Below are 21790 nucleotides of genomic sequence, written 5' to 3'. Positions count from 1 at the left end.
CAGCGGGGTTTAAGTCCCCCCTCTATCCAAGACTTGGATTACGTAGTACTGTAGTAGAAATTGATCGGACACATCGTGGAGAGGAGGGAACACAAGGTGAAAATTCTCATCGTGGACGATGAACCGCGGCATTTGAGAGGAATGGCCGCTATGGTTCAGGCTATGCGTCCGCATGCGCATGTATCCGTGGCTAAGGACGGAGAAGTTGCGCTCGCGAGTATTCGCTCGGAGCTGCCTGACGTCATTTTTAGCGATATTCAGATGCCGAACATGGATGGACTTTCTTTGTTAAAGTGGTTGGAAGTGGAGGGTATACAGACGAAGGTTATCATCGTTTCGGCCTTCAATCTATTCGATTATGCCCAGACTGCGATTCGATATGGTGCCAGCGACTATTTGCTTAAGCCGGTTGACGCTGACAAGGTGGAAGCCTTGCTTCAGCGGATAGAGCAAAAGCTAGCAGCGGAGATTATGGAACAGGGGGAGACTGCTGACCTCAAGCATAGACTGCAGCTGACTTCTTCCGCGTATAGGAGCCATTTGCTTCATCAATGGATGAATGGCGAGTTAGACCCGAGCGAAGGCGAACGGTTGGACGATTGGGCGTTGCTGCAGGAAGTCGATATGCTGATTCTGAGCGAGATCGGCACTGGTAGCAGCACTGGGGGCAACTCGGTAATGCCGCTGGAGGCATTGGTGGACCAGTTGACTCAGCTTGGAACGGGTTTCGGTCAGGTTTGTGTTTTCCCACTTCAATCCGTACCGAACCAAGGGGGGCGGGTCGTCACCGCGCTCAAGTTGAGCGAGCCCGCACGACTGCCCATGCATATACCAGAGATTCGTAGTTTATTGCATGCGATATCTCAGAGCGGTCAAGCAGGTGGCCATTTGTGCCATGGGATCGGGTGCAGACCACCGGAAGCAGATGAGTCGATGGATATTCCCCAGCTCTATCAGCACGCGCAAATAGCGCTAACACATACATTCCACGCGGAATGGCAAGGGGTTACGAGCAGCACGGAACTTGTGCAGCCGGTGACGTCCTCCTTTCGGCTAAACGGGGAGCAGTTGTTCGAGGCGCTGCAAGAGCAGGCCATGGATGCTGCTGAAGCCATGTGCCGCACAGCCTTTCGGGAACTCGCAAGCGGTGGTAGTACCGATCCGAAGCTCATGAAGGATTACGCGTCGTTGACGTTGATGAAGATGAAGAGCCGTACCAAAGAAATCGTCGATCGCGATGTAGGAATTGCCATGACAGAGGCTGCCGTTGCGGAAATCCCAATGTGCCGTAGCAGTGAGGAACTCATGGATGTGATTCTCCAGAGTTTGGAGAAGGTGCACCGTTCGATGATTGTAAGGAAGCAAGACCGCAACGAGCTGATCATGGACGATTGCATCGGTTGGATCGATGAGAATTTCCGTGAGGATCTTACGCTGGAAATGGCGGCAGAGCGGTTTCATTTTAACACCTCGTATTTCAGCACGTTAATTAAGAGCAGGACGGGGAGATCATTCTCAGACCACCTTACCGAAGCTCGTATGCGCTGTGCCAAAGAGCTTCTTAGCACCGGGCAGCTCAAGATTTACGAGATCGCGGAGCAGTGTGGTTATCGGGATACGAAATATTTTACGCGGATGTTTAAGAAACAGGTAGGATTGTCTCCAGAAGCATACAAACGAATTCCTTCTCCGTCGGCTGGAAGCGAGGGGACCCCATGACATTCAAAGCGCGACTGCTGCTGAGTTATTTAATTCTCATCGCGCTGCCGCTCCTCGTGTTGAGTACGATCTTTTACCGAACGAGCTTGAACGTTGTCACGGAGCAAGCGCAAAAGAACGTCTATGCCGTTGTACAGAAGAATAATGACGTGATTAATACGAAACTTGGGATTGCGGATCAGAATAGCCGATCCTTGTTTGTGGACAAGGATTTGTTCCAAATCTTTAACAATCTCAACCCGGAAGCAGCAGAGGAACTCGTCGCTGCTGATCGCAAAGTTACGGCAATCCTGAGCAAGTATTTCTCACAGAGTGAGAATGTGTATGCTGCGCAGCTGTGGACAAGCTACTACAGCTTTGGTTTATTGGCGATGCCCCAAGGAGATCCTGCGCAGTCGCAAATCTATAAGGCAGCCGTGCAGGCGGCGGGGAAAATGGTGTGGTATCCGACCTACGATTTTATCAAAATGTTCGATCAGCCTTGGCTTGAGGACGGAACGTTCGACTACCGTTACTTGTTCACCGCTACTCGGCTGCTGAACTTCTCTCATCTGGAGGACAGTAGCTTGGTGAAGCTTAAACCTAACGTGGAACGTCCGGTGCTGACGATCAGCTACAAATCTACGGTACTCGACGAGCTCTTCGAGAAGAGTATTCCCACGGGATCGACTTACATGGTATTGGACCCAGACGATATTGTGGTGGCTTCAAGTGACAAGTCTCAGGTCACTGGAACGTATAAGCAGGACTGGGTAGGCGCCTTCCGTGCGCAAGGTAGCGGGACTACGCGACTTAAGCTTAACGGCGCCAATCAGATCGTCGTCTTTGACCGTTCGGCGGTGACTGGCTGGTTGTCGATCGTCATTACTCCGGAATCCGCGCTCGTCGGAAGTCTAGTTCCCGTTATCCGCACATCGACACTTGTCATCGCATTGGTGCTTGGGGGTGTTGCGCTGTTGTTCGCATATTTCATCCTTGGGCATGTCACGGTGCCGATTAAGAAACTGATTAGTGCGATGCGTTCTGTGGGGGAGGGGGATTTTCAAAAGCAGGTTGAAGTGGACAGCAACGATGAATTCGGGCTTCTTTCGCAGCGTTTCAATCGCATGAACGATCGCATCCAGCTGCTAGTCAAGGAAAATTACGAGATTAAGCTGAAGGAGAAAGAAGCAGAGATCCACGCGCTGAACATGCAGATGAATCCCCATTTTCTGTACAACACGCTCAATATCATGAACTGGACAGCAATCGAGAACAACCAAAAGGAACTCAGCAAAATGCTCGTTTGCCTGTCAGGCATGCTGCACTATACATCCCGGAAAGATTGGGGTGCTGTCTCTTTGTCAGAAGAGCTGGAGTGGATGCGGAATTATTTTTACATCATGTCAGCTCGGTTTGAAGGGAAATTCAGCGTCACTTATGAAATAGAGCCTTCGCTTTACGAGGGGAAGTTGCCAAGGCTATTATTCCAACCGTTCGTTGAGAACGCGATTTTACATGGATTCAGCGGTCTGGAGGAAGGCGGCCTCATTGTAATCCGCGGATGGACAGAGGACGAGAGCCGATATTTCCAAATTCGCGATAACGGAAGAGGGATCAGCAAGGATGGCATCGACACTATTCTGTATAAGGAGTCAGCATCCGTCGGCATCAAGAATACGATTTCGCGTATCCAATTAGCCTATGGTGAGGCTTATGGTGTCCAAATTCAATCCGCGCTAGGCGAAGGGACGTCTGTTACTGTGCAGCTACCGTGTAGGACATGACTTTTATGAGAATTGTTGAAAGTGACAGGGAGAAGAGTAGGTGCTGAAATGACTATTAAAGGTGAATTGGTCCTTGATATGGGAGGAGTCCTCGCTACAAATTTTTCTCCGTTTTTTTGGCAAGAACTTTCCGATTCCTAGTGTACGTACCTGTCGAGTGACAAGAATATAGTCCGATTGCCGACAAGACCAATATTACATATATTCTTAGGCATTCAGCTAACTGGCAGTAAAGTTACAAAAAAAGGAAAGTATTAATATCCAACGAATATTATAAATACTTTTAAAAATATTATAAGTTTGTAAGAGGAGTAAGGGGTTACTATTATGGCAGAATTAATTAAAATTAGAGGTAGTGTGTTCATCGGCGGTATGCTTTATCTACCACCAATTCAAGATTCTTCAGGCATGATTTATGAATATCAGGGGGATGCAAGGGAATTCACTCCGTATGCAGTAAACACAGGGCGTTGCCGTGTAGAGCAAGAGGTCGTTATTGACTTCGTAAAGCAACGCATTAACTCTTTCTCCGATACAGGTGTCACTGTCCTCAAAATGACAGCCCCAGACGGCTTAGTAGAATACAAACAAGGAAAAGCATCTACAGACGGGATTCGAATTGAAGACGAAGTGTGGAGCGGGGATACGGTATCATTAACTATGCGAGCGAGCGTAAGCAATCCGCTTAGGTCTGATGCACCGACGGTAGACTACTCTCTGCAGATTAATGCGCATAAAGATGGTACCGTGCAGGTGAAGGGAAGTCATGATGGGTTCCCTTGTTACGAGTTCTATAAACAAGTGGATTTTGGAGATTTTCAACTTCTGTACGCACATGACTTTCGAAAGACTGCCGATACGCCAGCGTCAATGGCTGGGGATATGGAGTATCATTTTGAAGCATGAGAAGTAGAGAATTTCGCCTTCAAGTTCATCGTTTCAAAAGTGAAGGTCATTTAACTCACGGAGAACTATAGCTTAGACCGACTATTACCAGGCAGCCATCACAACCGGTTGTCTTTTCCCCGAACGTGCAGGAGAGCGTAAAAAAGCAGTTCACTTTCCCGTATGTCTGTTAAGAAGTCCTTATAAAATAGACTTAGTTCCTCATAGTTAATGTTGAATGAAAAAACCGCAGCAGATACATGTCGAGCGATTAGTATTGAAGGGTTTGATTTAAGTGAATAAATGTTACGGGCAGATTAATTTGTTAAGCAATGATGTAGAATGGGGTGTTACGTTGAGGAAATTAATGAAATGGATACCAGCCATATTAATAATTGGTCTTTTCATCACACCCTTCGTTTACGTACAAGTAAACAAAATAATTTATGCGAATAAAGTGACTAACTACCTTTTAAATGAACATGATTACAAGAAGAATGAAATCAAATCGGTTAAAGGAATCTGGGGTATTAAATTACCGTCATTTTACACGGTTGTCGTATTTGAAAATGAACCTTACGTTGAGTACATATACTTTGCCCATAATAACGTAATGCAGTTTAGTTATAGTATTACAGAAGAAGGTAAGCAATTAGGAATCACAGACTCAGCTCTTAAAAATAATAAATAGAAAAATATAGCCCCTCGTTGCGCTACACGAGATAAGCTTAATTAGGAATACAGGAGATGTGAGATATGAAGATCGCGGGAGAACTCGTCACAGAGATGCTCGAGTATGATGGTGGTCGTCAGGTTACGGTATACGTCCCTCCGGACCCACCCCAGGCAATTGTGTTTGCCGGTGACGGTCAGCTTATCTCGCAGTGGGGCGGGTATCTTGAGGTTGCCAACGTACCGCCAACGATGATCGTAGGTGCCTACCGAACGTCGAATGTGGATGAGATGGTGCGCATTCATGAGTACTCACCGCCGTTCGACCACCAACGGTTTGCGGCACATGAAAGATTTTTCGTCGAAGAGGTCCGCCGATGGGTGCGTTCGCGCTTCAGCGTTGCGTTTCCCGCCAAACGCACCGCCGTGTGCGGCGTGTCGGCGAGTGGAGAGCTCTCACTCGCCTTAGGGCTTAGGCATCCAGACATCTACGGTACGGTCTTCTCCGCATCGCCAGGCGGGGGCTACCGACCACCTGCCGTGATGCCAAGCCTGCTACCGAGCGCATACCTCGTAGCCGGCACACTGGAGCCGTTCTTCCTTGAGAACGCGACCCGGTGGGCGGCTGCACTTCGCGATGCAGGTGGGGTCGTTGAAATGAATGAGCGGGTCGCGTAACACGACGATGTGATGTGGCGTGAAGTATTTCCACGGATGGTGGCTTGGGCGTTTGGGCGATAAACAAACATCGGCCGAGCCCTAGTTTAATACAAACAGATTTTAAAAAAACCAGCCTTGCCGAATTGGGCAAGGCTGGTTTTCTTGGACTACTTTTGAATGCCGCCTAGAATGGCGCCTTCGGCAAATAAGCGCATGATGTTTTTTTCAACTGTTGGATCCGGTATTAATGGCGGTGCTTGGTGCGGTTTAATTCGCGCATCAAGCACAACATTATCGCAAGCCCAATGTTTATTCGCATAAAAACTGTTCACGCCATATATATCATGGGAAGGATTGCTGCGTGTGAATGTAGCCCAAACAAAGTTGTTAATACTCTCACTCATAAAACGGCTATCATCACAAACAATGATCAATGGACAAGCAGGGAGTGGGCCTTTTGCGCCAATAGCCTCGCATAAATCGTTCATTTCAACCTGTGTCTCATCGTAACTTTTAAATTCGGACATCTGAACCGCGACGATTCCCGGCATCACCAAACACGCATGTTGAATTCCTGGTATTTCATTAAAAACGCCAGGAACCTCTAAGCATAAATCCCTTTTTTTATCACCGACTGCTGCGAATACAACCTTACTGCCGCTATTTAAACCTGTACCTGAGTAATCTAGGGTATCGATCGTCGTATTGGTATAGAAATGAAGGTCCCGATGAAGGTCTATTCGTGCCAAAATGTATTGTAAGAATTGCTCTACATCATGAGAATCCAAAGGCTGGCTCTCTTCTGCTGTGATGAATAGGTACTTGGCTAAGCTAACTTGTCCCGTCCCTAAAATGCGATTTGCAATCGTGAGCAGCTCTGCCGGCTGCTTGACTTGTTGATAGGGCGTGTAACGTTCGCTGCCAATCGCAAAGAGCAAGGGGTGTACGCCTGCAGCATCTACAGCATGAACTTCTTTGACCCCTGGAATTTCTTGCTTAATTGCATCGCCTGTAAGTTCATGAATTAAGGCCCCGAACGCCGTATCCTCTTGAGGGGGTCTGCCCACGACAGTAAATGGGAAGATTGCCTTCTTCTTCGTATATACTTTGTGCACTCTCATGAGAGGAAAAGGATGCGTAAGGCTGTAGTAGCCCAAATGATCGCCGAAAGGGCCCTCCGGTTTGGTTTCGCCAGGATAAATTTCTCCTGTGATAACAAAATCAGCATCGTGACTAATACAATAGCCATCTATATAGCTGTAACGGAAGCGGCGCCCTGAGAGTAAGCCTGCAAAGGTAATCTCACTCATGCCTTCCGGCAGGGGCATAACTGCTGACAAAGTGTGCGCCGGCGGCCCGCCAATAAAAATGCTTACTTTTAAAGGGGCTCCTTGTTTAGTCGCCTTTGCCTGGTGGACACCGATACCGCGATGAATCTGATAATGCAAGCCGATCTCTTTATTTAATTCATACTCGTTCCCGCTTAGTTGAATCCGATACATCCCCAGATTGGAATTCATAATTCCTGGTTTCTCCGGATCTTCCGAATACACTTGAGGCAGGGTGACGAATGCACCGCCATCCTCTGGCCAGTGCTTGATGAGAGGGAGATCAGCAATGTTGATTTCCTCAAAAGAAGCCGGAAGATCACCGTTTATTTTGATCGGCAAGGCTTTCCAGGCAGCCAGACCCGTACCAATATGTTTATGTGGGCTTTTCATTGCCTTCATGGGATCGCTTCGTAAAGAGATTACGTTTTTCACGCCTTCCCAAGTATCTCGAAATATATATTTGCTGCGCTCTACGGTACCGAAAAGGTTGGATACCGCCCGATACTTGGAACCTTTCACATTCTCGAATAATAAGGCTGGGCCACCAGCTTCATGAACTTTCATATGAATGGCTGCCATTTCTAGCTCAGGATCAACTTCTTCATGAATGCGAACCAAATGTCCGTTCTTTTCTAAATCAACTAAGCATTCTTCTAAATTTTGATAGATCATTATTTTCTCCAATCGGATAGCTATTCCCCAAAAGGTCTATGTAATAATGTCATTCTACAACAAATGCCGAAAATAAAAAACACGTCATACTCGTTCAAAAGTTTACTTTCCTGAACCAGCTGCTTGACACTGATTTTCTCACATGCTATAAGAGAGTAAATTCTAGAAGTGATGAGGTGTCCTATGCGTAAAGTATCGACTGAGCAACAATTTCAAGAGCAAATTTCGCAGTCTGGCGTGACAATCGCTATTTTTAAAACGACATGGTGTAAGGATTGCCATTATATTGATCCTTTTATGCCTGCTGTAGAGCAAGCCTATGAAGGCCGTCTTACTTTCATTGAACTGGATCGTGATGAATTCCCGGATTTGTGCGAACAATTGAACATCTTAGGTATCCCGAGTTTCATTGCTTTCCGTAACGGGCAAGAAGTCGTTCGTTTCGTCAGCAAACTGCGTAAAACCCGTGAGGAAATCGAGCAATTCCTTGACCGTGCAATTGAAGTTTCAAATGCGTTGGCTCCTTAAGAAGGAGGAGTTCTCATACACATCACATGGACACCGCCGTCGGATTAATCCGATGATGGTGTTTTTTGATGTTAGCCATGCCCGAATCGAACCTTTTTTTATATTCGGAATAAATGCTTCCATACTACACACACTATAATGTTATTTCCAAGTGTTGGGCATAACTTGATTCCCCTGTTGTTTCGGAGCTTTGTAACAATTGCGAATGGAAATGGCTTCATATTACGGCTATAATTAAAGCGGAACTACAGTATTCGACATGATCCTCAGTAGATATGACATAAAGTAGGTGCAATCATGCAAAAATGGATCCAAAGATTTGCGAATTTATCCGCCATCGGCATGTTTCTTATTCTTGCTATGGGAGCCTTAGTTACTAAGGCTGACGCTGGCCGGGGCTGCGGTGACGAATGGCCGTTATGCCATGGAAAATTCATTCCAGCACATACCATTTCTTCGTTTATCGAGTACAGTCATCGCTTAGTTGTAGGTGTTGTGACGATGATTCTTGTTGTAACGTTTTACTTGGTTTTCCGCTATGTGAAGCGTAGAGATGCTAAATTCTTTATCACAGCAACCGTAGTCATGACCTTGATTCAAGCAGCTATGGGCGCATTGGCCGTTGTTTGGCCGCAATCCTCTCTTGTCCTTGCTCTTCATTTCGGTTTATCCTTGCTTGCCTTTGCTTTCTCCCTGCTGCTTGCACTCGTGTTTACCCCGTGGGGACAATTTATTCGAACAACGCAGATTCATACTAATTTTAAAGTAATCGTCTGGTTTACAGCTATTTACAGCTACGTGGTAGTTTACTTAGGAGCATTCGTGCGTCATACCGTTTCTTCAGGTGGCTGCTCGGGCTGGCCGTTATGCAATGGCGAAGTGATCCCTGAACTTAGCGGTGCAACTGGCATTGTGTTTACACATCGGATTGCCGCTTTGCTGCTCTTTGTATGTATATTATTTCTGTACCTGCAAGCTCGACGCCATTATCAGAAGACGGACAAGCTTTGGTTCGGGAGCAAATGGGCTCTTATTCTCGTTTCGCTTCAAGTGATTAGCGGCGCAGTCGTAACATGGTCCTTAGGGAATGAAGTTGCTTATTTATTTACAGGTATGATTCATGCCATTATTGTGGCTTGTATGTTTGGATTCTTATGTTATTTGTGTGTACTCACGTTATATGATCGTAAAGCCTAGCAGCATCATGCGGCACAGGCACAACAAGGCCTTCTAACGGAAGGCCATTTCCATTATAGAGGTGTTATGACGTGATGAACTCGGGACGTTTACGAGCGATCTATCCACATTTGGGATTTGTATTGGTCTACCTGCTTTGGGGAATTAATTTGGCCTCTCTCAAAATCGGCGGAAGAGAATGGGACAGTTTAGTCTTTAATGGTCTACGCTTCGCGAGTATGATTCCGATCCTGTGGGTCTATACTTACTTCTATTATCGTTCTCGGTCGCTTCGTTTTCACATTGCAGGTCGCGATCTTCTGCTTATTTGTGGGTTAGGCATACTCAATGCCGTTGGAATGGAAGCACTCCTGCAATATGCTTTGCAGTTTTCCAATGCTGCGAATGGTGCTGTGCTGGGGCGAGGCTTCATGCCTGTCATCACAGTACTCATTGCCGTAATTGTCGGGCAAGTGAAGATTACTTGGAGAATCCTGCTTGGGATACCTTTGGCACTCGGTAGTGTAATGCTCATTGTCTCAGGGGGCGCCGAGGGCTTTCACTTAGGCAGTGATACATTGAGAGGGGATATCTTGCTCTTGATGCGCAGTTTCATGGGAGCCATTTATCTCATTGGGATGAATCGTTTGGTGATAAAATATCCACTTCCAATCCTCATTTCACTAGAAATGACAGCGGGAGCTTTGTCTTTATTACCCTTCGTCATATTGCGTGCGGATGGTGCTTACTTCGCAGCGATCTCGCAGGCTGGATGGATTAGTTTAATCTATACTTCGCTTTTGGCAACGGCTGTCGGGTTTTCTCTGCATAATTGGAGTTTAGCTAAGTTAGGACCATTTAAATCATCGGCTTACGGTTACTTGCTTCCTGTGACTGCTGCCCTTGGGGGCTTCATTTTCCTTGGAGAATCGATCTCGTTAAGTCAGTATTTGGGAGGTGCAGGTGTGTTGGCTGCGATGTATTTCGTGCAACGTGATCGTACTGCTGGAGCTAAGCGTTCCGCTATGCCTGTCCCAACAGCCACAACGGTATCGAAGTAACAAGATAATCAGATGATGATAAAAAGGGAGGTGATCCCATGCTTCGTGTCTTATTTAATGAGCCGAAACGTGTGGATAGTGGTCTCCTGCTGGAAGCAGGCGATGCTATAAGAGCCTATATGAAACAGATCGCCACCGAGCAGAGTCACCTCTCTACGGAATATTCGATCTTTCATCGGCAAGCCATATGGAGTAAGGGGTTTATCGATGCCTTAGATGAATGTGAACAAAGCAAATATTGCTGCGAGCGCTATGGTGAGATGATCGTGAAGGGCTTTCTGGAGGACATGAATCCGCAGGAAACGGAGACGTATCAGCGATTTGTGTACTTCTTCAAAAATGCGTTTATTCGTTTATTTTCTATTTTAGACAAACTAGGGACTTTCATGAATGACCTCTTCTCTTTAAAAACAGAGACATTAAAATCGCGATTCTCGTATTTTACGGTACTCCGCCATATGCATGAGAAGCATCTTCATGGTTCGTTAGAACTACAGCTCTATACGCTCAAAATGGCTTATAAAACGCCGTTAGAACGACTCCGCAATCTGCGTAATATGGAAATGCACTACATCAATTCAGAGATGCTGGACGATCTCCAGCAGAAAGAACCTTTGATTGGTGAGCGCATACATCTTGAGAATGTGAAGCTAAATTTAGATGATTTGCAGCAGGGATTTGACATGGTATGCCGAACCTTAACAGTAGCATTTACTTACATTACGGCGTATGTGACAAAGGGGTAGGGGACCATGCCATTAAGAGGTCGAACAGTACTGGTTACAGGCAGTGCCAAGGGTTTGGGCAAAATGACGGCATTAACCTTAGCCAAGAAAGGCTGCCAGGTCGCTGTGAATTATGTAACAAGTGAGAGGGAAGCTGCTGAACTTGTTCAGCAATTGACGGTAATGGGCGTGCGCAGCATCGCTGTTCAAGGGGATGTAGCCAAACGCGAGGATAATATCCGTATGGTGGAAGAAACGGTCTCAGCGCTGGGGTCGATTGATATACTTGTGAACAATGCAGGGCCTTTTGTTCGGGAGCGGCGCTTTTTTGCTGACTACGATATCGATGAAATTGACTATTTAATGCGTGGAAATCTGCTAGGCGTAATGACGTTAGATCATCTTGTACTGCCTATGATGCGCGAGAAGCGCTGGGGGCGTATTATTCATTTTGGGTTCGGGAAAGCGGCAGAAGCGAGAGGCTGGACGCACAGAGCTGCCTATGCGGCTGCCAAGGTTGGGTTAGTCTCCTTTACCAAAACATTAGCCGAGGAAGAAGCCGCGCATGGCATCACGGTGAATATGATTTGTCCAGGTGATATTCGCGGGAAGAACAAAGAGCGCACGATGGAAGAAGCACGCTTAGAAGTGGATGGGGAAACACCTGTGGGGAGACCAGGAACAGGCGAGGATGTTGCACGTGTCATCGATTTTCTATGTTCGCCTAACTCAGATTTCATAACCGGCAATATAATGGATATCTCTGGTGCATTGGATCCTATCCAACCAATCCCGGTGATCAAACAACGCAAATCCGAATAGTCCTCGTATCGTACAGCAAAAAGAGCTTACCCTAGAGGTAAGCTCTTTCTTATGATATAGTCGTAATTAGAATACCTGTACGACTTCTGTTATGCCTTCTACCTCTTCAACTAATGCGCGCTCAATACCAGCCTTTAATGTGATTGTTGAGCTCGGGCAGCTACCGCAGGCACCCATAAGTTTCAGTTTTACGATTCCGTCTTCCACATCAACTAGATCGACGTCACCGCCATCGCGTTGTAGGAAAGGACGAAGTTTATCTAAAACCTCAAGAACTTCATCGTAAATCGCTTCTTTGGTTTTTTCTGTCATTTGATTCATCTCCTTTCTTTATCTATTATAGTACAATACGCTTTAAATGAAAATGGTTTGAGGCTTGAAACTATCAGCATGGGGTGGAATTTTTAAATGCGACCAATTATAGAATTTTGTGCCAGTAATATGCACACAGGAACTGACAAAGTCATGAAAGACCTTGAAGCAAATCCCGAATTCGATGTTATGGAATACGGTTGTCTAGGCAATTGCGGACAGTGTTATATGGAGCCCTACGCGCTAGTCAATGGCGAGATTATTGCTGCTGAAAGCGCAGAGAGTCTCCATACTGCCATTTTAGATAAGATCAAAGAGATTGAAGCCATGTATGACTTGCTTAGTGAATAAAACTTAACCGAAGTGGCGTTTGGATTTCCAGAGCACGCCGCTTTTGAGCATACGAGCAATTTTACCTGTCATTAGTGTACGTTTACCCATAATACCGAAGCCACTTTTCTTACCAAGTGAGCCGAGCGTTCCTCTTAGCTTAATCTTGCCAAGTTTAGGAGTCTCGCCTTTCCAGATCGCTTGAATAGCTTCTGCAATTTGCTTGCCTTGCGCTTGAGCTGCTTGAGCGCTTGGTGAGAAAGGCAGGGACGCGCAGTCGCCTACGACGTATACGTCCTCAAAGTTCGGAATTTGGTGGTACTCATTTAACAGAATACGTCCTTGACGATCTTTGGGTACATTCAAAGCTTCGACAACAGGCGTTGGTTGTATACCCGCTGTCCAAATAGTCGCATCTGTACGGATAATTTCATCCAGATTGTACAGATCACCGCCATCTAATCGAACAAGCGAAACTTGTGTGCGCAGCTCAATGTGATGTTCAATCATCCACTCACGCACATATTGCTGTAGATTCGTAGGGAAAGCGGAAAGCAGACTTGGACCACGATCGATCAATCGGATATTCAGATCAGGCCGGCTCTCGCGAAGCTCAGAAGCCATCTCGACGCCGCTGAGGCCACCGCCAATAATGGACACTTGTCCGTATGGATTAATGTTGTTGATTTTTTGATAGGTTGCACGCGTTTGAGCCAGTGTCTGGATACTGGATGAGAACTCCTGAGCACCCGTAATTCCATGATAACTGTCAACACAACCCAGTCCAATGACTAACCAGTCATAGGTAATGGGTTCTTTATCGTAGAAGTTGATTTGTTTCGTGCCAAGATCAACACCAGAGACTTCCCCGTACACAAGTTGTAGTCGTGAATCATCCGGATAGGCAACTCGAATGTGCGTCTCAGCAATGGTACCTGAAGCAAGGGCATAATATTCGGTTTTGAGACCTTGAAAGGGACTGCGATCAATCATAATAATTTCTGTTTCGCCGGGTAGATCCTTTTCCAACAAGTTTAAAGCTATGGTCAAACCGCCATAGCCTCCTCCGAGAATGACAAACTTTTTCATAGCTAACCAATATCCCTTCTGAACGATGATCTATTCTCTATTATCTCTCATACACTTTGATTTCATTATAAAAGGTGTCTCGCTCAACCGCGACGCGGCCCGCACCTTGAATGAGCCATACAATCTCATCGCGTGTTAAACCTTCTGGTGAAAGAGCGCCAGCAGCATGCGAGATTTTCTCTTTCACGATCGTGCCATGAGCATCTGAAGCACCGAATGTGAAGGAAAGTTGCGTAAGTTTCGTTCCAATATTGATGAAGTAAGCCTTAATATGTGGGAAATTGTCCAACATTAAGCGGCTTATCGCCATTGTTTTGAGTTCGTCCCAAGCGGGAACGAAACGTTTAAGACTTGCATTTTTGCTCGCTGGCTGAACAGAGTTAGGAATGAATACGAGGAAACCGCCTGTTTCGTCTTGCAGTTCGCGCAGCAACATCATATGGCGAATTCGTTCTTCTTTCGTTTCAATTGAACCATATAGCATGGTCGCGTGCGTCTTCATCCCAAGAAGATGAGCTTGACGGTGAACGTCCAGCCATTCTTCGGTGGAAGCTTTCTCGACCTTCATTTTCGAACGGTAACGTTCTGTAAGGATTTCGGCTCCACCGCCAGGTAGCGTGGAAAGTCCAGCATCCATTAATGTTTTCAGCACTTCGCGGTAGCTTAAGCCACTGATACGGGAGAAAAATTCAATCTCAGCAGCCGTATGAGCTTTAATCGTTACGTCTGGGTAAGCTTGCTTCAACCGACGAATACAATCGACATAATACTCGAAAGGCAGATGAGGGTTGTGCCCCTGACTAATATGGAACTCTTTAATTTCAGGGTTAAAATTCTCGGCAATATAATCTAACATCTGATCCGGCGTTAATGTGTAAGCTCCTTCTTGACCTTCATCGCGGCGGAAATGACAAAATGAACAATGCTCCTCACAAACATTCGTGAAATATAAGCTCATGTTTTGTACAAAATAAACCTTGTTTCCATTCAATCGTGTGTTCACTTTATTAGCTAATTGACCAATGGTTAAAAGGTCGTCAGATTCATATAAAAACAGTCCATCTTCCATGGTCAAACGTTCGCCGTTCTCAACTTTGTCAGCAATCTCAGCCATCCGTTTGATCGGGTCTACTGTCGTAATACTCATGTTCCATGCCTCCTATAAATATAAAATAAACCGCAAAATGAAACGACGCAGCTAGCAATTAGAACTAGGTGCGTTAGGTGGTGTGAGTTGCTCGCGTACCTGTCAACCCGTTCGGTGAAGGAATTCACAACCAGATCTATAACGATACAAGCTTTCCATCCATCTTATTATAAACCTCCTACTTAGGAGGGGCAACATCAGAACGTTGAAGATAAATCGACAATCTTATCCATATCTTATATTTTTTCGATGAAATTGGCCAAATGTTATTCCCAATATTAACAAATTCCTGTATACTATTGCAATGTGATTACGTAAGGGCCAAAGGTGATAATAATCGTGCTACCATTATTCGTGACCGAACCGCAGGAACGACTTCATAATAAAATTGAACTGCTACGAGGTAAAATGGTTAGTTTAGGAACCTCTTATGGTTTCCTTCATCCTGATGTGCAGAAATGCAGTCGAGATCTAGACCAGCTATTATTGCAGTACTATGCCATAAGACGTCCTAAACAGTGAACAACTGCCCTTGAGCATCGGATGGATTAGGAGTATACTTGAAGCAAGCACTTCGTATGCGAATGCCAGGTTTCCTTTATTATGTAGGGAACAACCAAGGAGGGATTTCCATTATGATTAACATTAGTGAATCAGCAAGTGATAAGATTAAAGAGCTTTTGGCTGCTGAAGAGTCTACAAAGCTATTCTTACGCCTTGGCGTGAAAGCTGGCGGTTGCAGCGGCTTTTCTTACGGAATGGGCTTTGACGATGATCAAAAGTCTGACGATAAAGAATTTACCATTCACGGCGTTAAAGTTGTTGTTGACGAGGAAAGCGCTAAGTATTTATACGGCGTCCAAATCGACTTCGAAGATAAAGGCATGGGTGGCGGCTTCACCATCAATAACCCGAATGCAGTAGCATCTTGTGGTTGTGGCTCGTCCTTCAAGCCAGCGGATTATGAAGGAACACCTGAGCCTTGCGATGATAAGGTTGAGGCATAATAACCGATAACGTACCTTCCAAGTTTGTGTTGATGTTTAACACAGATTTGGGAGGTTTTTTGTTTTTTTGTGTGAAATAGGGTCATTGAATGAAAAATTGGCCTCAAATAAAGACAAATTGTTTAATTTTTTGGAAAAACCTAATAATTCATAATAGAGTTAATTAAAAAATATTCCTAAGTTGAGCGGCATGTGCTATTCTAAATGAAAAAAATTCTCATGGGGTGAAGAGAAATGCAAGTTACTGATGTCGAAAAAGTACCATCCTTGTTTTCTAGAACCAATCCGTTTCAGGCGAAAGTGTTGAAAAATACGAATTTGAACGGTGAAGGATCCACAAAAGAAACACGTCATATTGAACTTTCACTTGAAGGCTCTGGCCTGTCCTATGTGCCTGGTGACTGCTTAGGCGTAGTGCCTGACAACGATCCAGAGTTGGTCGCTGGTATTCTTGAGGTCATGAAGTGGGATGCGGACACAGCGGTTGTCATTAATAAACAAAACGATACTCTTCCGCTTCAAGAAGCGCTTTTGAAGCATTTCGAGCTTACGCTGCTGTCCAGAAAAATCGTTCAGCAAGCCGTTGAATTTTCCGACAATGAAGCATTGAAGCAGCTTGTTGCAGATACGGAGCAGTTGAAGGCTTATACAGACGGCCGTGATTTGCTTGACTTGCTAAGTGAATTTGGTCCATGGAAAGCTTCCCCGCACGATATTGTTGCTTTATTAAGAAAAATGCCGCCACGCTTATATTCCATTGCAAGCAGCTTTGCAGCCAATCCGGGGGAAGTTCACCTTACGATCGGTGCTGTTCGCTACATGTCGCATGGCCGCGAGCGCAAAGGTGTATGTTCCGTGATGTGCGCAGAGCGCCTGAACGAAGGTGATACGGTTCCCGTGTTTGTCCAACTGAACAAACATTTTAACCTGCCGGAGTCCTCGGAGCAGGATATCATCATGGTAGGTCCAGGTACAGGTATTGCGCCATTCCGTTCCTTTATTCAAGAGCGTGCAGTGAGCCAAGCGTCAGGCAAAGCGTGGTTGTTCTTTGGAGACCAGCGTTCTGCGACTGATTACCTGTATAAGGAAGAGTTGGAGCAATATCAACAGGCTGGCGCACTGACCAAGATTGACGTAGCTTTCTCACGCGATACGGCGCAGAAAGTGTATGTGCAGAATAAAATGCAAGAGAATAGCCAAGAGCTATTCGCATGGTTAGAGAGCGGCGCTTACTTCTACGTGTGCGGCGATAAACAAAACATGGCGAAGGATGTTCACAACACGTTGATTGATATTATTGAAAAGGAAGGCAAGTTAAACCGCGAAGAGGCTGAAGCTTATTTGAATGGCTTGCAAGAGCAAGGACGTTACCAACGCGATGTTTATTAAAGAATGATAGATGAGGGTGTCCCGAAGGTCATGAAAATGACTGAGGTGCAGCCTCTTCCTTTTTTTTTGTGAACAATTTCAATGAAATATCCACATCTAGACCCTCTACTAGCCGTCTCTATCTACCATTTTATGGAATACTATAAATATATAGCTTGCATATGCAGTTGATAGAAGGGAGGGCGTTCAATGGCTTCAAGAAAGGATTTCATCGATCTCGTTGCACCGATTGCAGTTAAGTTGCGTTTAGAGGGCTCACCGATTTTCCCATCTGTCCGGATATCACAAGCATTGCTAGAAACAGGTGGCAAAATCAATGCGTGGAACAATTTGGTAGGTTACAAAGTTGGGAATGGCGTACTGACGCCTTACTGGCGGGGAGATCGTGTCTCTGCAAGAACCTGGGAATTCATAAATGGGCAAAATGTGACGAATGTGATAGGGGATTTTCGAGCTTACGCCTCTATTGAGGATGGATTTCGGGATCAAGATCTACTATTTCAAGCAACGCGATATGCGGCAGTTCGGTCAGCGGGCAGTCCACAGGCTCAAACAACAGCTTTACAGCAAAGTGGATACGCGACTGACCCTGCCTACACAAGTAAACTAAATGCAATCATAGTAACAGAGGGGTTAACTTTCTTCGATGAGGAGGTCATTCGGATGTTAGAGAAACTACAGGAACAAATCGCAGCGTTAAATGAGAGAGTTCAATCTCTTGAAGAGCAAACAGCACTTACCGTCATTCCGGCTTGGGCCAAACCAGGCATTGATGCTGCGGTAAAAGCAGGACTCATCGACACACCGGAGAAAGGGAGCTATGATTTCTATCGATTAATAACCGTGTTACATCGCAAAGGAATTATTTGATTATTTGATTGTGGAAGAAGAGCAGGCCGAGGGTGATAGGACTTTCTTAATACACGATTCGGCCTTTAATTCGAACATTGTCACCATACTTGGCTTGCATTAACTTCGTTTGTTCTTGCATATAGGCATAAATTTCTTTCAAACGGTTCTTGCGGGGTTTAATGGTTTCTTTAATTTCGCCATTCAAAACGATATCATAGACGATCATTTGTACTCATCTCCTTATATATTATGCTTACAACTCTTATTGTAAAGGATGAATATTAAGGGATGATTAAAATTTCTTTTCAATTTTGTGAAAAAGATGAACGATATGTTAAGTGAACGTTAAAAATGCCTAAATTAGTGATCATTTTTTTTTATCGGTAATTGGCAGGTTTTGGATGTGTATAAGTTTATGCACATTATCCCCCTATACATTGCTTGCCTTCATGGTACATATTAACAATTTACCCACAGGATATGCACACTTATCTGTGGATAACGGAACGCTTGTTCTATCAAAAACCCCGTGATACTATAAGTTTAAATTATAGAATATGGGTGATTTCAGTGAGACAAATTAGCGATGAGACATTGATCGACTCTTATTACAAGGCACTAGATTTAAGATTAGAATCCGATTTTCTTGAACTTTTGCTCGCGGAAATTCAAAGACGTAAATTAAAGTTATCGGTATTGGTTAAGGACGAAACACCACTTAATTAACGTTTACTCAGCAGGTATTTGTAGGGTAAAGCTAGAATGACAGTCGGGACAATTCAAGAGATGAAGGCAAGCATCTAGATCATCGCCATCTTGGTTTGTCATAGAAATGTTATTCATCTCGTAAGGCGAATAAGGACCGAGCAAGTCACTCAGCTTACCATGGTCACACATACGCTGCGAGCACATAGGACAGTTGGTTTGCAATTCTCGCAAGCCATTACAAACTGGACATATAGATGACAAAGGGGTATTCCTCCTAATCCGTAGATTAGGTATAGAATACCCCATTTCATTTTGGCTGATTACAATTTCATGTTCGAGCTGTGGCCAGGTGAAAGCTTAGCACTTGGGTCAATGTATACTTTGGCGTTATTAATCGCCGTAGGAGCTTCACCGAAGCCAACAGCAATCAATTTCAATTTTCCTGGGTATGTCGTAATATCACCAGCAGCGAAGATCCCAGGAATATTCGTTTCCATTCGGGAATCAACCACGATGGAACCATTTTCGATGGCAAGACCCCATTCAGAAATCGGCCCAAGAGAGGATACGAAGCCGAAACTGATGATGACTGCATCGACATCGTGGATACTTTCTTCGCCTGACCTAATATGTTTAAGTGTAATTTGCTCAATTCGATCTGTTCCGTGTAGCTTCGTGATTTCTGTTGGTGTCACCACATGAACTTTCGAGTTAATTAGGTTCTCCACACTGTGCTCGTGCGCACGGAATTTATCTCTGCGATGAATCAAGGTTACTTTCTCGGCAATGGGCTCCAGCATTAAGGCCCAGTCAACTGCGGAATCCCCGCCGCCGCTAATTACAACTTTTTGTCCAGCAAATGCATTCAAATCACTTACGAAGTAATGAAGGTTTTTTTTCTCGAATTGAGCAGCTTCCGGTAATTCAAGACGACGCGGCTCAAATGCCCCAACGCCACCTGAAATAATAACGGCATGGCTCAAATGTACACCTTTGTCAGTCGTAATTTCGAATAGACGCTCTTTTTTCTTAACGACCTGATGAACTTTTTCTTCCAAACAGATGGTAATAGCAAAATGTTTCATTTGTGCAGACAAATTATTGACGAGTTCTTGGGCCGTTACTTTAGGGAAGCCAGCGACGTCATAAATATTTTTCTCAGGATACAAGGCAGCAAGCTGACCGCCTAGTTGAGGCATACTTTCAATAATTTTCACAGAAGCTTGACGCATTCCCGCATAGAAGGAAGCAAACATGCCAGCAGGCCCACCGCCGATGACAACAATGTCAACGATTTCTTGATTTATTTCTCTCACGTTCATAGCAGAACCTCCGATTTGGTCCGATATGAGTAAGTATATGAAATAAAGTGATAATCATGATCATTTTCAACGTCTCTTCTTAGTAAAGGAAACAGATAAGTTGGAATTTCATATTCCATTGCTTATAGCTATGATAAGTAAATGCTTACATAGATTGGGGCGGTTAAACGCCTATAATACAAGATTTTTTATGCAAAATGACACTTGATATTTACTTATTAAAATTATATCATATCATGAGAATCGGTTTACCATGGTTGTGACGAATCTCCACCTGTTTCATCATAATTCACTTCGAAAGCGTGCAAACTAGTAGCAGTATACTACTTTTGAAGCTGTTTGTGTAATTTTTCACAAGATAGAGAGACCATGGGACAAAATACGGATATGGAAGTGAGAGAGACATGAGTAGAATACCAAGAATCGTTATTTTAGGTGCCGGTTACGGCGGAATCCTTGCTGCAATTCGGTTGCAGAAGGAACTGAATTACAACGAAGCTGATGTTACGCTTGTAAACAAGCATGATTATCACTACATTACAACACATCTTCACATGCCAGCTGCAGGGACAGATAATCCTGAAAATGCACGCGTGAACATTTTGAAATTGATCGATGAATTTAAAGTTGATTTCGTGAAATCAACGGTTACGCAAATTCGTCCACATGAGAAAAAAGTAATTCTGGAAGACGGAACTCTTTCCTATGACTACCTAGTAATCGGACTTGGTGGCGAAGCGGAAACATTCGGAATTCCGGGTCTGAAAGAAAATGCTTTGAATATTCGCAGTATTAACAGTGTACGATTTATTCGTGAGCATATCGAGTATCAATTCGCGAAGTTCAAACGTGAACCAGATCGCAAAGATTACTTGACGTTCGTTATCGGCGGCGCAGGATTTACTGGTATTGAATTTATCGGTGAGCTTGCAGATCGTATTCCTTTACTTTGCAAAGAATTCGACGTGGATCCTTCCCTCGTGAAGATTTATAATATTGAAGCTGCTCCAACGGCGTTGCCAGGTTTTGATCCTGAGCTCGTTGAGTATGCGATGAAAGTTCTTACTGACAAAGGTATCACTTTCAAAATCGGTACGGCGATTAAAGAGTGTACACCAGAAGGCGTATTGATTGCTGGTGATGAGTTTATTAAAGCGGCAACTGTTGTATGGACCGGTGGTATCCGTGGTAACCATATGCTCGATGAAGCTGGCTTCGAAACGATGCGCGGCAGAATCAAAGTCGATGAGCACCTTCATGCACCAGGCTTTGATAACATCTATGTTGTAGGTGACTGTTCCATCGTGATGAACGATGAAGGCAGACCTTATCCACCAACAGCTCAAATCGCGATGCAGCAAGGTGAGGCTGTTGCTCATAACTTGATCGCTTCGATTCGTGGATCCCAGATGAAAACTTTCAAATATTCGAACAAAGGTACAGTTGCTTCCCTTGGTAAAGGTCAAGCGATTGGTATCGTTGGTTCCCGTAAATTGAAAGGGAATGTTGCTGCAATGATGAAAAAAGTGGTCGATATGAGATACCTTTACATTATTGGCGGAATTCCACTTGTTATACGTAAAGGACGTTTCTAGTCAAAGGATGCTAACGGGGGGA

At 44.8% G+C, this 21790-nt stretch carries 23 protein-coding genes; 17 read left to right on the top strand and 6 right to left on the bottom strand.

The window, feature by feature from the left end; translation table 11 throughout:
• Nucleotides 1-96: 96 nt before the first annotated feature.
• The 5 genes from J2736_RS30620 (at nucleotide 97) to J2736_RS30600 (ending at nucleotide 5720) form a co-directional block, all read left to right on the top strand.
• Complete coding sequence (locus tag J2736_RS30620; protein WP_310502367.1) at nucleotides 97-1719, top strand: response regulator transcription factor; 1623 nt, start codon at nucleotides 97-99, stop codon at nucleotides 1717-1719.
• Nucleotides 1716-3485 (top strand): sensor histidine kinase, encoded by a 1770-nt coding sequence (locus J2736_RS30615; RefSeq protein WP_310502366.1) that lies wholly within the window; start codon nucleotides 1716-1718, stop codon nucleotides 3483-3485. Before J2736_RS30620 ends, J2736_RS30615 begins: the two co-directional genes overlap by 4 nt.
• A 327-nt stretch (nucleotides 3486-3812) precedes the next feature.
• On the top strand, nucleotides 3813-4391 hold the full coding sequence (locus J2736_RS30610; protein ID WP_310502365.1) for a DUF3238 domain-containing protein: 579 nt from the start codon (nucleotides 3813-3815) through the stop codon (nucleotides 4389-4391).
• A 346-nt stretch (nucleotides 4392-4737) separates the two neighbouring features.
• A complete protein-coding gene (locus J2736_RS30605; RefSeq protein WP_310502364.1) occupies nucleotides 4738-5061 on the top strand; it encodes a DUF3139 domain-containing protein in 324 nt (107 codons plus the stop codon).
• Nucleotides 5062-5126: 65 nt separating this feature from the next.
• Nucleotides 5127-5720 carry an alpha/beta hydrolase-fold protein gene (locus tag J2736_RS30600; protein WP_310502363.1) on the top strand — a complete coding sequence of 198 codons (594 nt, stop codon included), beginning with the start codon at nucleotides 5127-5129 and terminating at the stop codon, nucleotides 5718-5720.
• Between the two features lie 149 nt (nucleotides 5721-5869).
• Here the strand turns inward: J2736_RS30600 and J2736_RS30595 are convergent, their stop codons facing one another.
• Nucleotides 5870-7705, bottom strand: coding sequence for a UbiD family decarboxylase (locus J2736_RS30595; RefSeq protein WP_310502362.1), 1836 nt, complete (start codon nucleotides 7703-7705; stop codon nucleotides 5870-5872).
• 183 nt (nucleotides 7706-7888) lie between these two features.
• Here J2736_RS30595 and J2736_RS30590 point away from each other — a divergent pair, with 183 nt between their 5' ends.
• From J2736_RS30590 to J2736_RS30570, 5 genes are all read left to right on the top strand, one after another.
• Nucleotides 7889-8233 (top strand): thioredoxin family protein, encoded by a 345-nt coding sequence (locus tag J2736_RS30590; RefSeq protein WP_056613511.1) that lies wholly within the window; start codon nucleotides 7889-7891, stop codon nucleotides 8231-8233.
• Nucleotides 8234-8530: 297 nt separating this feature from the next.
• Nucleotides 8531-9430 carry a COX15/CtaA family protein gene (locus J2736_RS30585; protein WP_310502361.1) on the top strand — a complete coding sequence of 300 codons (900 nt, stop codon included), beginning with the start codon at nucleotides 8531-8533 and terminating at the stop codon, nucleotides 9428-9430.
• 74 nt (nucleotides 9431-9504) lie between these two features.
• The gene (locus J2736_RS30580) at nucleotides 9505-10470 is read left to right on the top strand and encodes a DMT family transporter (RefSeq protein ID WP_310502360.1); all 966 of its coding nucleotides are present in this window, start codon (nucleotides 9505-9507) and stop codon (nucleotides 10468-10470) included.
• A gap of 38 nt (nucleotides 10471-10508) precedes the next feature.
• Nucleotides 10509-11216, top strand: coding sequence for a Cthe_2314 family HEPN domain-containing protein (locus tag J2736_RS30575; RefSeq protein ID WP_310502359.1), 708 nt, complete (start codon nucleotides 10509-10511; stop codon nucleotides 11214-11216).
• Nucleotides 11217-11222: 6 nt separating this feature from the next.
• On the top strand, nucleotides 11223-12017 hold the full coding sequence (locus J2736_RS30570; protein WP_310502358.1) for an SDR family oxidoreductase: 795 nt from the start codon (nucleotides 11223-11225) through the stop codon (nucleotides 12015-12017).
• A 66-nt stretch (nucleotides 12018-12083) separates the two neighbouring features.
• Here J2736_RS30570 and J2736_RS30565 read toward each other — a convergent pair whose 3' ends face one another.
• On the bottom strand, nucleotides 12084-12329 hold the full coding sequence (locus tag J2736_RS30565) for a NifU family protein (RefSeq protein WP_028558591.1): 246 nt from the start codon (nucleotides 12327-12329) through the stop codon (nucleotides 12084-12086).
• Nucleotides 12330-12425: 96 nt separating this feature from the next.
• On the opposite strand from J2736_RS30565, the gene J2736_RS30560 reads away from it, so the two are divergent.
• Nucleotides 12426-12680 (top strand): YuzB family protein, encoded by a 255-nt coding sequence (locus J2736_RS30560; RefSeq protein WP_310502357.1) that lies wholly within the window; start codon nucleotides 12426-12428, stop codon nucleotides 12678-12680.
• A 3-nt stretch (nucleotides 12681-12683) separates the two neighbouring features.
• Here J2736_RS30560 and J2736_RS30555 read toward each other — a convergent pair whose 3' ends face one another.
• Together J2736_RS30555 and mqnE are read right to left on the bottom strand one after the other, a co-directional pair.
• Nucleotides 12684-13748: an NAD(P)/FAD-dependent oxidoreductase gene (locus J2736_RS30555; RefSeq protein WP_310502356.1), complete on the bottom strand. Its 1065-nt coding sequence runs from the start codon at nucleotides 13746-13748 to the stop codon at nucleotides 12684-12686.
• 40 nt (nucleotides 13749-13788) lie between these two features.
• On the bottom strand, nucleotides 13789-14895 hold the full coding sequence (mqnE, locus tag J2736_RS30550) for an aminofutalosine synthase MqnE (protein ID WP_310502355.1): 1107 nt from the start codon (nucleotides 14893-14895) through the stop codon (nucleotides 13789-13791).
• 327 nt (nucleotides 14896-15222) lie between these two features.
• Here mqnE and J2736_RS30545 point away from each other — a divergent pair, with 327 nt between their 5' ends.
• From J2736_RS30545 to J2736_RS30530, 4 genes are all read left to right on the top strand, one after another.
• Complete coding sequence (locus J2736_RS30545; RefSeq protein WP_310502354.1) at nucleotides 15223-15417, top strand: aspartyl-phosphate phosphatase Spo0E family protein; 195 nt, start codon at nucleotides 15223-15225, stop codon at nucleotides 15415-15417.
• A 113-nt stretch (nucleotides 15418-15530) separates the two neighbouring features.
• A complete protein-coding gene (locus tag J2736_RS30540) occupies nucleotides 15531-15902 on the top strand; it encodes a HesB/IscA family protein (RefSeq protein WP_310502353.1) in 372 nt (123 codons plus the stop codon).
• Between the two features lie 234 nt (nucleotides 15903-16136).
• Complete coding sequence (locus J2736_RS30535) at nucleotides 16137-17291, top strand: sulfite reductase subunit alpha (RefSeq protein ID WP_310502352.1); 1155 nt, start codon at nucleotides 16137-16139, stop codon at nucleotides 17289-17291.
• Between the two features lie 189 nt (nucleotides 17292-17480).
• Nucleotides 17481-18161 (top strand): glycoside hydrolase family 73 protein, encoded by a 681-nt coding sequence (locus tag J2736_RS30530; protein ID WP_310502351.1) that lies wholly within the window; start codon nucleotides 17481-17483, stop codon nucleotides 18159-18161.
• A 46-nt stretch (nucleotides 18162-18207) separates the two neighbouring features.
• On the opposite strand, the gene J2736_RS30525 is transcribed toward J2736_RS30530, so the two are convergent.
• Nucleotides 18208-18369: a mechanosensitive ion channel protein MscL gene (locus tag J2736_RS30525; protein WP_310502350.1), complete on the bottom strand. Its 162-nt coding sequence runs from the start codon at nucleotides 18367-18369 to the stop codon at nucleotides 18208-18210.
• 254 nt (nucleotides 18370-18623) lie between these two features.
• Between J2736_RS30525 and sda the strand changes: the two genes are divergently transcribed.
• Entirely contained in the window at nucleotides 18624-18869 is a 246-nt protein-coding gene (gene sda / locus J2736_RS34355) for a sporulation histidine kinase inhibitor Sda (protein WP_397341975.1), read from the top strand.
• A 302-nt stretch (nucleotides 18870-19171) separates the two neighbouring features.
• Here the strand turns inward: sda and J2736_RS30515 are convergent, their stop codons facing one another.
• Entirely contained in the window at nucleotides 19172-20173 is a 1002-nt protein-coding gene (locus J2736_RS30515) for an NAD(P)/FAD-dependent oxidoreductase (RefSeq protein ID WP_310502349.1), read from the bottom strand.
• A gap of 404 nt (nucleotides 20174-20577) precedes the next feature.
• Between J2736_RS30515 and J2736_RS30510 the strand changes: the two genes are divergently transcribed.
• Nucleotides 20578-21768: an NAD(P)/FAD-dependent oxidoreductase gene (locus tag J2736_RS30510; RefSeq protein WP_310502348.1), complete on the top strand. Its 1191-nt coding sequence runs from the start codon at nucleotides 20578-20580 to the stop codon at nucleotides 21766-21768.
• Nucleotides 21769-21790: the final 22 nt, after the last annotated feature.

It is taken from the genome of Paenibacillus qinlingensis (assembly GCF_031455095.1).
Lineage (GTDB): Bacteria > Bacillota > Bacilli > Paenibacillales > NBRC-103111 > Paenibacillus_E > Paenibacillus_E qinlingensis_A.
The sequence above is the reverse complement of the archived record's forward strand: the minus strand, read 5'-3'. Positions and strand labels throughout refer to the sequence as shown.

What these genes read in the sequence shown, in the direction of transcription:
- J2736_RS30535 (WP_310502352.1), top strand. Translation starts at nt 16,137, where the DNA reads ATGCAAGTTACTGATGTCGAAAAAGTACCATCCTTGTTTTCTAGAACC.
- J2736_RS30590 (WP_056613511.1), top strand. Translation starts at nt 7,889, where the DNA reads ATGCGTAAAGTATCGACTGAGCAACAATTTCAAGAGCAAATTTCGCAG.
- J2736_RS30530 (WP_310502351.1), top strand. Translation starts at nt 17,481, where the DNA reads ATGGCTTCAAGAAAGGATTTCATCGATCTCGTTGCACCGATTGCAGTT.
- J2736_RS30515 (WP_310502349.1), bottom strand. Translation starts at nt 20,173, where the DNA reads ATGAACGTGAGAGAAATAAATCAAGAAATCGTTGACATTGTTGTCATC.
- J2736_RS30510 (WP_310502348.1), top strand. Translation starts at nt 20,578, where the DNA reads ATGAGTAGAATACCAAGAATCGTTATTTTAGGTGCCGGTTACGGCGGA.
- J2736_RS30575 (WP_310502359.1), top strand. Translation starts at nt 10,509, where the DNA reads ATGCTTCGTGTCTTATTTAATGAGCCGAAACGTGTGGATAGTGGTCTC.
- sda (WP_397341975.1), top strand. Translation starts at nt 18,624, where the DNA reads ATGCACACTTATCTGTGGATAACGGAACGCTTGTTCTATCAAAAACCC.
- J2736_RS30595 (WP_310502362.1), bottom strand. Translation starts at nt 7,705, where the DNA reads ATGATCTATCAAAATTTAGAAGAATGCTTAGTTGATTTAGAAAAGAAC.
- J2736_RS30610 (WP_310502365.1), top strand. Translation starts at nt 3,813, where the DNA reads ATGGCAGAATTAATTAAAATTAGAGGTAGTGTGTTCATCGGCGGTATG.
- J2736_RS30540 (WP_310502353.1), top strand. Translation starts at nt 15,531, where the DNA reads ATGATTAACATTAGTGAATCAGCAAGTGATAAGATTAAAGAGCTTTTG.
- J2736_RS30605 (WP_310502364.1), top strand. Translation starts at nt 4,738, where the DNA reads ATGAAATGGATACCAGCCATATTAATAATTGGTCTTTTCATCACACCC.
- J2736_RS30565 (WP_028558591.1), bottom strand. Translation starts at nt 12,329, where the DNA reads ATGACAGAAAAAACCAAAGAAGCGATTTACGATGAAGTTCTTGAGGTT.
- mqnE (WP_310502355.1), bottom strand. Translation starts at nt 14,895, where the DNA reads ATGAGTATTACGACAGTAGACCCGATCAAACGGATGGCTGAGATTGCT.
- J2736_RS30580 (WP_310502360.1), top strand. Translation starts at nt 9,505, where the DNA reads ATGAACTCGGGACGTTTACGAGCGATCTATCCACATTTGGGATTTGTA.
- J2736_RS30525 (WP_310502350.1), bottom strand. Translation starts at nt 18,369, where the DNA reads ATGATCGTCTATGATATCGTTTTGAATGGCGAAATTAAAGAAACCATT.
- J2736_RS30560 (WP_310502357.1), top strand. Translation starts at nt 12,426, where the DNA reads ATGCGACCAATTATAGAATTTTGTGCCAGTAATATGCACACAGGAACT.
- J2736_RS30585 (WP_310502361.1), top strand. Translation starts at nt 8,531, where the DNA reads ATGCAAAAATGGATCCAAAGATTTGCGAATTTATCCGCCATCGGCATG.
- J2736_RS30570 (WP_310502358.1), top strand. Translation starts at nt 11,223, where the DNA reads ATGCCATTAAGAGGTCGAACAGTACTGGTTACAGGCAGTGCCAAGGGT.
- J2736_RS30615 (WP_310502366.1), top strand. Translation starts at nt 1,716, where the DNA reads ATGACATTCAAAGCGCGACTGCTGCTGAGTTATTTAATTCTCATCGCG.
- J2736_RS30600 (WP_310502363.1), top strand. Translation starts at nt 5,127, where the DNA reads ATGAAGATCGCGGGAGAACTCGTCACAGAGATGCTCGAGTATGATGGT.
- J2736_RS30555 (WP_310502356.1), bottom strand. Translation starts at nt 13,748, where the DNA reads ATGAAAAAGTTTGTCATTCTCGGAGGAGGCTATGGCGGTTTGACCATA.